The 12,795-nt window shown below is 71.0% G+C and carries 7 protein-coding genes; all 7 read left to right on the forward strand.

What is annotated here, in order from left to right:
* Nucleotides 1-139: 139 nt before the first annotated feature.
* The gene (locus StrepF001_RS35840; protein WP_129802350.1) at nt 140-4,258 is read left to right on the forward strand and encodes an Rne/Rng family ribonuclease; all 4,119 of its coding nucleotides are present in this window, start codon (nt 140-142) and stop codon (nt 4,256-4,258) included.
* A 229-nt stretch (nt 4,259-4,487) separates the two neighbouring features.
* Nucleotides 4,488-4,808, forward strand: a complete 321-nt coding sequence (gene rplU, locus StrepF001_RS35845) for a 50S ribosomal protein L21 (RefSeq protein WP_004931419.1) — start codon at nt 4,488-4,490, stop codon at nt 4,806-4,808.
* Nucleotides 4,809-4,822: 14 nt separating this feature from the next.
* Nucleotides 4,823-5,077: a 50S ribosomal protein L27 gene (rpmA, locus tag StrepF001_RS35850; RefSeq protein WP_004988181.1), complete on the forward strand. Its 255-nt coding sequence runs from the start codon at nt 4,823-4,825 to the stop codon at nt 5,075-5,077.
* Between the two features lie 131 nt (nt 5,078-5,208).
* Complete coding sequence (gene obgE, locus StrepF001_RS35855; protein ID WP_129802351.1) at nt 5,209-6,645, forward strand: GTPase ObgE; 1,437 nt, start codon at nt 5,209-5,211, stop codon at nt 6,643-6,645.
* Nucleotides 6,646-6,858: 213 nt separating this feature from the next.
* Nucleotides 6,859-8,409 carry an alkaline phosphatase D family protein gene (locus tag StrepF001_RS35860; protein WP_129802352.1) on the forward strand — a complete coding sequence of 517 codons (1,551 nt, stop codon included), beginning with the start codon at nt 6,859-6,861 and terminating at the stop codon, nt 8,407-8,409.
* 525 nt (nt 8,410-8,934) lie between these two features.
* Nucleotides 8,935-10,431, forward strand: a complete 1,497-nt coding sequence (locus StrepF001_RS35870; protein WP_129802353.1) for a bifunctional cytidylyltransferase/SDR family oxidoreductase — start codon at nt 8,935-8,937, stop codon at nt 10,429-10,431.
* 123 nt (nt 10,432-10,554) lie between these two features.
* Nucleotides 10,555-12,651 carry a CDP-glycerol glycerophosphotransferase family protein gene (locus StrepF001_RS35875; protein ID WP_240797821.1) on the forward strand — a complete coding sequence of 699 codons (2,097 nt, stop codon included), beginning with the start codon at nt 10,555-10,557 and terminating at the stop codon, nt 12,649-12,651.
* The last annotated feature ends 144 nt before the right edge of the window (nt 12,652-12,795 follow it).

Below are 12,795 nucleotides of genomic sequence, written 5' to 3' on the forward strand. Positions count from 1 at the left end.
AGACAGGACTACAGAGAGCTCCCGTGCGGCGCCCGCGCCCCGGACGGCGGCAGTCGCGCATCGCGCGAGCCGCGGACGTCACCGGCATACCCGCCGGACCAGGTGCGGCGCCCGGGAGCCTGACGGGAGAAACGCCCGCATGCTCGAGCCGATCGAACCCACTGAGCCCACCACGGGCCCCGAACTGAACACCCCCAGCGACACCCTGCCGCCGCGTCGTCGGCGCCGTGCCGCTTCCCGCCCGGCGGGACCGCCGGCCGCCACCGCCGACACCCCGGCCGAGACCGTCACGCCGGCCATACCGGCTGCGGAGTCCACCGAGATTGCTTCGGCGGAGGCCGAGGAGGCGGTCGAGGTCATCGAGGCCCAGGAGACCGAGGCCGCCGCTGAGACTGTCGAGACCCCTGAGGCTGCCGCCGTTGATGAGGCCGCCGCGCCTGCCGGTCGTACGCGTCGGCGTGCGACTCGCCGGGTCTCCGCGCCTGCCGCGTCCCCCGCAGCCGCGGAGGCCGCCGAGACCGTGGTGCCGGTGACGGCCGCGGCTCCGGCCCCTGCCGAGGCTCCCGAGGAGAGCGCGGCTGCCGAAGTCACCGAAGTCACCGAGGAGCCCGCTCCGCCGCGGGCCCGGCGCCGGGCCACACGTCGTGTGTCGGCGCCGGTGGTGTCCCCGGAGGGCGCCGAGGCCACCGAGACGGTGGTGCCCGCGACCGCTCCGTCCGCCACACCGGTGAGCGAGGCCGTCGAGGCGCCTGCCGCCGAGGCCGAGCCCGCTGAGGAGGCTGCGCCGGCCGGCCGTACCCGTCGGCGTGCGACCCGTCGCGTGTCCGCGCCCGTCGCGTCCCCTGCTGCGGCAGAAACCGTCGAGGAGCCCGCTGCCGTACCGCAGACCGAGGCCGCCGCACCCGCACCGGAGGCCGCCGAGGAGGCGGCTCCGCGCCGCACCCGTCGGCGTACCACCCGCAGGGCCGCCGCACCGGCCGGGGAGCCCACGAGCGAGCGGACGCCGTCCGGTGCCGAGGAAGCCGAGGCACCCGCCGCTGCCGAGGTTCCCGCCGGGCCCGAGACGCCTGCCGCCGTCGAGGTGCCGGTGACCGCGGCCCCCGCCGTCGCCGCCCCCGAAGCCGTCGCTGACCAGGGCGGCGAGGGCGGTACGTCGCGCCGTGCCCGGCGTCGGGTCGTACGCAAGGCCGCCACCGGGTTCGCCGCCCCCGCGCAGCAGGACGTCGCCGAGGGCGAGGCCGAGTCGCCGCGTCGGCCCGCGCGGCCCGCGGTCGCCGTGTTCCAGGCGCCCGTGTTCACCGAGCCGCAGTTCCAGACGCCCCAGCGGGCCGCCGCCGAGGCCGCCGCCGAGGCGGCGGAGGAGGCCCCCGAGGCCGAGGAACTCACCGAGGAACTCCCCGAGGAGCAGCCCGGGCCGCGGCGTCGCCGCCGTCGTCGGGGTGCCGAAGAGCCCGAGGCGCAGGCCGCCGAGACCGCCGTCGAGGAGGAGGCCGAGGAGGCCGAGGAGGCCGAGGAGGCCGCCGAGGGTGACGAGGGCGAGGAGACCGCAGCGCGTCGCCGACGTCGTCGCGGTGGCCGGCGCCGTCGCCGGGGCGAGTCCGCCGAGGGCGAGGCCGGTGAGGGCGACGAGGCCGAGGAGCTCGCCGCCGAGCAGGCCGCGCAGGACGCCGAGGACACCGCCGAGCAGGTCGAGGAGGACGCCGAGGAGGACGACCGGGCCGCGGAGGCCGGTGGTTCGTCCACCAGCAGCCGGCGTCGCCGTCGCCGGCGTCGTCGCGCCGGTGACTCCACCCCCGACACCGAGCTGTCCTCCGACGACCCCGAGCGCACCGTCGTCAAGGTCCGCGAGCCCCGCCCGAAGGCCGAGCCGTCCGACGAGGTGCAGTCCATCAAGGGCTCGACGCGTCTGGAGGCCAAGAAGCAGCGCCGCCGTGAGGGGCGTGAGCAGGGCCGCCGCCGCGTTCCGATCATCACCGAGGCCGAGTTCCTGGCCCGCCGCGAGGCCGTCGAGCGCGTCATGGTCGTCCGGCAGAACGGCGACCGTACGCAGATCGGCGTCCTGGAGGACGGCGTGCTCGTCGAGCACTACGTCAACAAGGAGCAGTCGACCTCGTACGTCGGCAACGTCTACCTCGGCAAGGTGCAGAACGTCCTGCCGTCGATGGAGGCCGCCTTCATCGACATCGGCAAGGGCCGCAACGCGGTTCTCTACGCGGGCGAGGTGAACTTCGAGGCGCTGGGCATGGCCAACGGGCCGCGGCGCATCGAATCCGCCCTGAAGTCGGGCCAGTCGGTCCTCGTCCAGGTGACGAAGGACCCGATCGGCCACAAGGGCGCCCGCCTCACCAGCCAGGTCTCCCTCCCGGGCCGCTACCTCGTGTACGTGCCCGAGGGCTCGATGACCGGTATCAGCCGCAAGCTGCCCGACACCGAGCGAGCCCGGCTGAAGACCATCCTCAAGAAGATCGTCCCCGAGGACGCGGGCGTCATCGTGCGCACCGCCGCCGAGGGCGCGAGCGAGGACGAGCTGCGCCGGGACGTCGAGCGGCTGCAGGCGCAGTGGGAGGAGATCCAGAAGAAGGCGAAGAACGGCAACGCGCCGACTCTGCTGTACGGCGAGCCGGACATGACCGTCCGCGTCGTGCGCGACATCTTCAACGAGGACTTCTCCAAGGTCATCGTCAGCGGAGGCGACGCCTGGCAGACCGTCCACGGCTATGTCTCGCACGTCGCGCCGGATCTGGCCGAGCGGCTGCAGAAGTGGACCAGTGAGGTCGACGTGTTCGCCACGTACCGGATCGACGAGCAGCTCGCCAAGGCGCTGGACCGCAAGGTCTGGCTGCCCAGCGGCGGTTCGCTGGTGATCGACCGGACCGAGGCGATGGTCGTCATCGACGTCAACACCGGCAAGTTCACCGGCCAGGGCGGCAACCTCGAGGAGACCGTCACCAGGAACAACCTGGAGGCGGCCGAGGAGATCGTCCGCCAGCTGCGGCTGCGCGACCTCGGCGGCATCATCGTCATCGACTTCATCGACATGGTGCTGGAGTCCAACCGCGATCTGGTGCTGCGCCGCCTGCTGGAGTGCCTGGGCCGGGACCGGACCAAGCACCAGGTGGCCGAGGTGACCTCGCTGGGGCTGGTGCAGATGACCCGTAAGCGGGTCGGGCAGGGGCTGCTGGAGTCGTTCTCCGAGACCTGCGTCCACTGCAACGGCCGCGGTGTCATCGTGCACCTGGACCACGCGGCCACCACCGGTGGCGGCGGCAAGCGCAAGAAGCGTGCGCGGGCCGGTGCCGAGCAGCCGGAGCAGCCGCACGAGGTCATCGTCGGCGGGATGGTCGAGGTCGGCGAGACCGCCGAGCAGGAGGCGGAGACCGAGGCCGAGGTCGCGGCCGAGGCCGCCGAGCCGGTCGCCCTGCCCGCTCCTGAGTTCGCGCCGGACGAGGAGCTGTACAGCAGCGTCGCCGAGGCGGAGGCCGCGGCCACCCGCGGTCGTTCGCGACGCCGGGCGAGCCGGCGGGTGTCGGCTCCGGCGGGTGCGCCGAGGAGTGAGGTGGACGGTGGCCCTGCCCAGGCCCCGACGGCTCAGGACGTGACGGCCGCTGAGGAGATCGCGCGTCCGGTGCAGGTGGAGCCGGCCACCGAGGCGCACGCCGAGCCCGTGGCCGTCGAGGACCCGGTCGTCGAGGCGCCGCCGGCCGCCGAGGAGGCCGCGCCCAAGGGCCGTACCCGTCGTCGGGCCACCCGCAAGGTGTCCGCGCCGGCCGGCTCGCCCGCGTCGGCGTCGGCGGAGTCGGCTGTGGTGACGGTCCCCGAGACGGCGCCGGAGGTGCTTCAAGCCCCGGTGACGCCGGAGCCGGCGCAGACCGAGCCGGCGCAGGCCGAGGCGCCCGCCGAGCCCGCCGCCCCGGCCCGTCCGCGGCGCCGTGCGGTGCGCAAGGCCACCGCGCCGACCGCGTCCGAGGAGGCGGCCGTCGTGGTCGTCCCCGCGGCACCGGCGGCGGAGGAAGCCGTCGAGGCCGAGGGCGAGGAGACGGCCCCGGCCAAGAAGACGGCTCGTAAGACGGCCAAGAAGGCGACCGCGAAGAAGGCCGCCACCAAGAAGACCGCGGCCAAGAAGACGGCCGCGAAGAAGGCGACGGCCAAGAAGGCGGCGAAGACCACCGCCAAGACGGCCGCGAAGTCGGCGTCGAAGAAGACCGCGGCGGCGCAGCAGACGCTGTCCTCCGTCACGGCCTCCACCGACGAGGACTGACGTCCGTGTGCGGTGTGCTGCCGGGTGACCGGCCGCACACCGCACGGGCCCGGCCCGGTTTGACCCCTTCGGCCACGGCCCCGTAACCTTGACCGTCGGCGTGTCCACAGACGCGCCACATCCCCGTAAACCTCTTCCTCCCGGGCACGGCGTGACCGGGAGAGGCCGCTCGCCTGCCGGGCGGCTGGACTGCGGGGGTGCCGTTCCCGAGCGAGAGAGTGAGATCCGCGTGTACGCCATCGTGCGCAGCGGTGGTCGCCAGCACAAGGTTGCTGTCGGCGACATCGTTGAGGTTGACAAGATTTCCACTGCCAAGGTTGGCGACACGGTCGAGCTCTCGACCCTGCTCGTTGTCGACGGCGACGCTGTGACCAGCGACCCGTGGGTGCTGGCCGGCATCAAGGTCCAGGCCGAGGTCGTGGACCACCACAAGGGGCAGAAGATCGACATTCTGCGCTACAAGAACAAGACCGGCTACCGCCGTCGTCAGGGCCACCGCCAGCAGTACACGGCGATCAAGGTCACTGAGATCCCCGCGGCTGCGAAGTAAGGGACTGAGGAGAGATGGCACACAAGAAGGGCGCATCGTCCACCCGTAACGGTCGTGACTCCAACGCTCAGCGCCTCGGCGTGAAGCGCTTCGGCGGTCAGGTCGTGAGCGCGGGCGAGATCCTGGTCCGCCAGCGCGGTACCCACTTCCACCCCGGTGCGGGCGTCGGCCGTGGCGGCGACGACACGCTGTTCGCGCTGCAGGCCGGTGCGGTGGAGTTCGGCACCAGCCGTGGCCGCAAGGTCGTGAACATCGTTCCGGTCGCCTGATCGGAAACTTTCGCGAGGCGGACCTCACTTCCCTCCGGGGAAGAGGGTCCGCCTTTCGCGTGTTTCATTCGGTAAGACTTTTTCGTACTCCCCCAGCCTTCGGCCGGGGGGACCCCCAGGAGGCACATCCCATGACCACCTTCGTGGACCGCGTCGAACTGCATGTCGCCGCGGGTAACGGAGGCCACGGCTGTGCCTCCGTCCACCGTGAGAAGTTCAAGCCGCTGGGCGGGCCCGACGGTGGCAACGGCGGGCGTGGCGGCGACGTCATCCTCACCGTCGAGCAGTCGGTCACCACCCTGCTCGACTACCACCACTCCCCGCACCGCAAGGCCACCAACGGCAAGCCCGGTGAGGGCGGCAACCGCTCCGGCAAGGATGGCCAGGACCTGATCCTGCCGGTGCCGGACGGAACCGTCGTGCTCGACAAGGCGGGCAATGTCCTCGCCGACCTGGTCGGGCAGGGGACGTCGTACGTCGCCGCGCAGGGCGGCCGGGGCGGGCTCGGCAACGCGGCGCTGGCCTCGGCGCGGCGCAAGGCGCCCGGGTTCGCGCTGCTCGGTGAGCCGGGGGATGTGCAGGACGTCGTCCTGGAGCTGAAGACGGTCGCCGATGTGGCGCTCGTCGGCTATCCGAGCGCCGGCAAGTCGTCGCTGATCTCCGTGCTGAGCGCCGCCAAGCCGAAGATCGCGGACTACCCGTTCACCACGCTGGTGCCCAACCTCGGTGTCGTGACCGCCGGTTCGACGGTGTACACCATCGCCGACGTGCCGGGGCTCATCCCTGGCGCCAGCCAGGGCAAGGGGCTCGGCCTGGAGTTCCTGCGGCACGTGGAACGGTGCAGCGTGCTCGTGCACGTGCTGGACACGGCGACGCTGGAGGCCGACCGCGACCCCGTCTCCGACCTCGACGTCATCGAGGCCGAGCTGCGCGAGTACGGCGGGCTCGGCAACCGGCCGCGGATGGTCGTGCTGAACAAGATCGACGTCCCGGACGGCAAGGACCTCGCCGAGATGGTGCGGCCGGACCTGGAGGCGCGTGGCTACCGCGTCTTCGAGGTGTCGGCGGTGGCGCACACGGGACTCAAGGAGCTGTCGTACGCGATCGCCGAGCTGGTCGCCAAGGCGCGCGCGGCCCGGCCGAAGGAGGAGGCGACGCGGATCGTCATCCGTCCGAAGGCCGTGGACGACGCGGGCTTCACCGTCGTACGCGAGGACGACGGCCTGTTCCGGGTGCGCGGTGAGAAGCCGGAGCGCTGGGTGCGGCAGACCGACTTCAACAACGACGAGGCCGTCGGCTATCTCGCCGACCGGCTCAACCGGCTCGGTGTCGAGGAGGAGCTGGTCAAGGCCGGCGCCCGCGCCGGGGACGGCGTGGCCATCGGGCCCGAGGAGAACGCCGTCGTCTTCGACTGGGAGCCGACCGTCATGGCCGGCGCCGAGATGCTGGGCCGGCGTGGCGAGGACCACCGCCTGGAGGCGCAGCGGCCCGCGGTGCAGCGGCGCCGGGACCGGGAGGCGGAACGGGACGAGGTACAGCGGGAGTTCGACGACTTCGAGCCGTTCTAGCCGTTCTCAGGTGAACGGCCGGGGTTCGTCGCAAGGACCCCGCTGAACACCCGACAGACCCGTTGCGGCAAGCACGCGTTTCCGTGCCCGCAACGGGTCTTCTCGCGTCCCCCTGTTTGTCATGCACCCGCATCCCTGAGTTCAGCGGGCGGACCGCCCGGGCGCGTGAGCTTCCCCTTGTCCAAGAGGCCAGCGAGGCAAGGGAGTTCGCCGATGACCGGTGCCGTATCGCCCGACCGACGCCGCTTTCTGACCGCATCAGCCGCCGTGCTCGGCGCCGCCGCCTCCGCCCAGCTGTGGCTGCCGTCCGCCGCCAGAGCGGCCGAAACCCCGCTGCCCGACGGGGTGTTCAGCCTCGGTGTGGCCTCCGGCGATCCGCTGCCCGACGGCATCGTGCTGTGGACCCGGCTCGCCCCCGACCCGCTGAACGGCGGCGGCATGCCCGAGCGCACGGTGTCGGTGGAGTGGGAGATCGCCGAGGACGCGCGGTTCAGCAGGGGCGTGCGGCGCGGAGTCGCCCAGGCGCGGCCCGAGTACGGGCACAGCGTTCATGTGGATGTACGGGGGCTGCGTCCGGGGCGTGACCACTGGTACCGCTTCCGCACCGGCGGTCAGCTCTCGCCCACCGGCCGCACCCGCACCGCACCGAGCCGGCAGAGCTCCGGCGGCACCCTGCGCGTCGCGCTCGCCTCCTGCCAGAACTGGCAGCACGGCTACTTCACGCCGTACGCCGACATGCTGGCCCAGGATCCGGACGTCGTGGTGTTCGTCGGCGACTACATCTACGAGTCCGTACCGTCGGCGACGGCCCTGCGCCGGCACGAGGGGACCGGTGAGCCGTACAGCCTCACCCAGTACCGCAACCGGTACGCCCAGTACCGCACCGACCCGGACCTCAAGGCGATGCACGCCGGTGCCCCGTTCGTGGTCACCTTCGACGACCACGAGGTCGACAACGACTTCGCCGGCGACATCCCGCAGGACCCCGACAAGCAGCCGCACGACGCGTTCGTGGCCCGGCTGACCGCGGCCTACCAGGCGTACTACGAGCACATGCCGGTCCGGGCGAGCGCCATCCCGAACGGCCCCCACATCCGGATGTACCGCCACCTGGAGTTCGGCCGCCTGGCCCGGCTCAACGTGCTGGACACCCGGCAGTACCGCAGCGACCAGGCGACCAGCCAGGCCGGCGCCATGGACCCGTCGCTCACCATGCTCGGCGCGGACCAGAAGCAGTGGCTGCTGAACAACCTGCACGACTCGCCCGCCCGCTGGAACCTGATCGCCTCGCAGATCATGATGGCCGAGACCGATCTGCTGGTCGGCGAGGGCAAGCAGTGGTTCTACGACGCCTGGGACGGCTACCAGGCCGAACGCAACCAGTTCCTCAAGGAGTTCAGGAGCGTGCGCAACCCGGTCGTGCTGACCGGTGACCGGCACCTGACGATGATCAGCGACCTGAAGGAGGACTTCGCCGACCCGCGCTCCGCCGTCGTCGGCGCCGAGTTCGTCGGCACCTCCATCTCCAGCAACGGCGACCAGGACCAGGCCGCCTTCCGCAAGGAGTGGGACCCGCGCATGCCGGACAACCCGCACTGGAAGCTGCTCGATGCCCACCGCGGCTACCACCTCTTCGACATCCGCCGCGACGGCATCGACGCACGGGTCCGGGTCGTCGACACGGTACGGCAGCCGAAGGCGACACCGAGCACGCTGGCCCGGCTGCGGGTCGAGGCGGGCCGGCCCGGAGTGCGGCTGGTCTGACGCCCCGTACGGGATACGCCCTGGGCCTCACCGGAGTCCCAGGGCGTTTCCCTTACCCTCGCCGAGACCGAAATGCTGCGGAATCTTGACCGGGAATTCCGCGCCAATGAGCTGCCGGACGGGCTGTATTCGCGGCTGATACGCAATGGCGCTGTGACGCACATGAAGAACACGTGCAGCCCGTCGCCGCAGGACGTGAAGATCTGCACCCGAAGGTCGCGGCACCCGTGCGGCACACGGCACCCGTCACGTCGCGTACCGTTCACCAGACGTCTTCCAAGGAACTGGTGAAGGTCCTCGGTCACCGCTGAGCCGTCACCAGGTCGCTCTCGGTGATCGCCAACTCCCTGTGGAGTTACTCACAGCAATTCCCGGGCGTCCACGGAAGGTCTCTCCGCTTCACCAGGCCTGCAAGGTGAATGACAGGTTGCGCGCACATATGCGGTAGTCATCGCTCACCTTGCATCGCGGTTACCCGGAGTGGGACCATTTGCAAGTTCCCAGTCGCCCCAAGGTAGGTCACCTGTGTCACAGCACATAGCCAAGCCCCGTACCACCGCAGTGATCCTGGCCGGCGGTACCGGTCAGCGCGTGGGTCTGTCGATCCCGAAGCAGCTGCTGAAGATCGCCGGCAAGGCAGTCATCGAGCACACGCTGACCACCTTCGAGAAGGCCGACTCGATCGACGACATCATCGTGCTGATGGCGCCGGGTTATGTGCCCGACGTGGAGAAGATCGTCGCCAAGGCCGGGTTCACGAAGGTCTCCAGGATCATCGAGGGCGGCTCGACGCGGAACGAGACGACCGAGCGCGCCATCTCCGCTCTCGGTGAGGGCCTGGCCGAGGGCGAGGACCTCAACGTCCTCTTCCACGACGCCGTCCGCCCGCTGCTGTCGCAGCGCGTCATCGACGACTGCGTGGCCGCACTCGAGCGCTACCAGGCGGTCGACGTCGCCATCCCGTCCGCCGACACCATCATCGTGACCCGCACGCACGGCGAGGACGGCGAGTTCATCACCGAGATCCCGGACCGCTCCCGGCTGCGCCGCGGCCAGACCCCGCAGGCCTTCAAGCTGTCCACGATCAAGCGGGCCTACGAGGTCGCGGCCGGCGACCCCAACTTCCAGGCCACGGACGACTGCACGGTCGTGCTCAAGTACCTGCCGGACGTGCCGATCCACGTCGTCGCGGGCGACGAGTACAACATGAAGGTCACCCAGCCCGTCGACGTCTTCATCGCCGACAAGCTGTTCCAGCTCGCCTCCACGGCCGCGCCGGAGCAGAACGGCGAGGAGGCCTACCGCGAGCTGCTCACCGGCAAGACCGTGGTCGTCTTCGGCGGTTCGTACGGCATCGGCAAGGACATCTGCGAACTCGCCGGGTCCTACGGCGCGAACGTCTACGCGCTGGGCCGCTCCACCACCGGCACGCACGTCGAGAACCCGGAGGAGGTCGACGACGCGCTGTCCAAGGCGTACGCCGAGACCGGGCGCATCGACTACGTCGTCAACACCGCCGGCGTGCTGCGCATCGGCAAGCTGGCCGAGACCGACAACGCCACCATCGAGGAGGCGCTGAAGGTCAACTACCTGGCGCCGGTGCAGATCGCCCGTTCCGCGTACAAGTACCTCGCCGAGACCAAGGGCCAGTTGCTGCTGTACACCTCCAGCAGCTACACCCGAGGCCGCGCCGAGTACAGCCTCTACTCCTCGACCAAGGCCGCCATGGTGAACCTCACCCAGGCCCTGTCCGACGAGTGGGCCGGCGACGGCATCCGCGTCAACTGCATCAACCCGGAGCGCACCGCCACCCCGATGCGCACCAAGGCGTTCGGCCAGGAGCCGGCGGGCTCGCTGCTGTCCTCCGAGGCCGTGGCCCGCACCTCGCTGGACGTGCTGCTGTCCGAGCTGACCGGCCATGTCATCGACGTCCGCCAGCAGGACCCGACGGCCGGCGCGAGCAGGGCCTCCGGCTTCGAGGCGGCGTTGGCCGGCGTCCTGGACCGTCAGGACGGCGTGTAATAATTGACGCCCATTAGATTTCGGTAATTCAGGCCTCTGCGTGCGCCCGTTCACGGGTTGTTCGCAGAGGCCTGAACCGTAGGCGAACAAAACCGGCATCCCCCTCAAGAGCAGGTTTCCCAAGTGATTTCCACCGCTATACGCGTCGCCCGGGTGGGCAGCGCGGCCGAGCTGGCCGCGGCGGCCCTCATGATGCTGGGCTTCCCGGTGCTCATGCTGGCCGCGCTCGTCCCGAGCGTTCCCGCCTTCGCGGCCGCGGCCGCCGCGACGTATCTGGCGGACCACTATCTGCACCGCAAGGGCAGCTACCTGATCAACCGGCTCAGCAAGGTCCGGGCCGGTCTGTCGATCCGCTTCCTGATCCGGCAGCTGCTCCTGGTGCTGCTGCTGGCCCGGCTGTCCCTCTCGGACGACCTGATCTTCTACGGCGCGATCGCCTGCTTCATCGCCTTCTACGGCCTCCAGGCCCCGCACGGCGCCCTGGTCACCCTGATCCGCAACCGCCGCCGGATGCCGGTCGCCACCCGCAATGTCGACCTGGCCTCCCGCGTCCGCATCCCGGACGCCCCGTCGCGCCGACTGCTGCACCGCTCGGCCGAGAAGATGCTCCACCTCGACCTCGCCGCGGTCGTCGGCGTGCTGGTCTCGGCCGCCGTCGACTCGGCCGTGGCCGGATTCGTCGGCATCGGTGTGACACTGGCCCTGGGCTGCGCGTACGTCCTCGCCCTGATGCCGTACGTCCGCGGCCGCCGGATCCCGCCGTGCGCCGAAGTCGTCCTGGCCGCCGTCGACGACTGGCTGCGCGAGTACCGGCCCGAGACGGTGCTGTACTTCTCCGGCTCCAAGGACTCGGCGTACCAGGTCAACATGTGGCTGGAGACCATGGAGCAGTTGGACTCCAGGCCGCTGATCATCCTGCGCGAGCGGGCCATCCTGGACCGCATGGCGCCCACCACCGTCCCGGTCATCTGCGTGCCCGGAGGGGTGCACCTGATGAACATGGACCTGTCCACGGTGCGGGTCGCGCTGTACGCGGCGAACGTCGGCAAGAACATCCACATGCTGCGCGTCCCGACGATGAAGCACGTCTTCATCGGCCACGGCGACAGCGACAAGCTGGCCAGCGTCAACCCGTTCAGCAAGGTGTACGACGAGGTGTGGACGGCAGGCCGGGCGGGCCGCGACCGGTACGCCATCGCCGATGTCGGCGTCCGCGACGACGACATCGTGGAGGTCGGCCGCCCGCAGCTGGCGCCGATCGAGACCTGGCAGGGCGTGCCGGAAGGACCCCGCGGCGGAGCCGCTGATGGACGCTGCCCCACGGTGCTCTATGCGCCCACCTGGGAGGGCTGGGACGGCAACCCGGGCAACACCTCGCTCGTGCTCGCCGGCGAGAACATCGTGAAGAAGCTGGTGAAGGCCGACCCGCCGGTCCGTGTCCTGTACAAGCCGCACCCCTTCACCGGCACCGTCAGCAAGGAGGCCGGCGCCGCCCACCGGCGCATCACGGCGCTGGTCGAGCAGGCCGCCGCCGAGCGCGCCGCCGACCCGCGCTTCACCGCCGACGCAGCCGCGCAGGCCGCCGCCAGGGCCGAGCTGGCCCGGATCGAGGCCCGGCTCGCCGAACTGTCCGGCGCCGGCGGCGAGAAGGGCGACGAGGCCGAGGCGACCCGCGACGGCCTGATCGACGTACGCAAGCACGAGGAGATCGCCCGGCTGCGCGCCGAGTGGAACGACGCCTACTGGCGTTCCTTCCCGGCGTACGAGCACCGGGTCATCACGGGCGCCGAGCCGCGTCTGTACGACTGCTTCAACGTCTCCGACGCGATGGTCTCCGACATCTCCAGCGTGGTCTCCGACTTCATCGCGAGCGGCAAGCCGTACGCGGTCACGGACTCGGCCGAGCTGGGCGTGGAGGAGTTCAAGCGGCAGAACACCGCGGTGCGCGCCGCCACGATCCTGTCCAACAGCGCCGCCGAACTGGGCGAGCTGCTGGCGGCGGTGCGCGACCCCGCGGCCGACCCGCTGGCCGAGGACCGGGGGGAGCTGAAGCGGTACCTGCTCGGACCGGACGAGCCGAAGTCCATCGACCAGTTCAACACCGCCGTGGCGAACCTCACACTGAAGGCCGAGACCCGCAACCTCGGCCAGGAGTCCCGGGCCGCGGCCGGTGCCGTGGAGGAGGTCGAGCCGGAGGACGCCGAACAACCGGCGCGCTGACCGGCCACCCGCAACCCCTGTCGGCCCCCGAGAAGCACCTGCTTCTCGGGGGCCGAACGTTTTGACCCTGCTGCTCGTACTGTGATGTGGGTCACCAATGTGACCGACTCGGGCAACCGCTTGCTCCGGTACCCCGTCTATTAA

This window comes from Streptomyces sp. F001, from assembly GCF_004187715.1.
Lineage (GTDB): Bacteria > Actinomycetota > Actinomycetes > Streptomycetales > Streptomycetaceae > Streptomyces > Streptomyces flavusporus.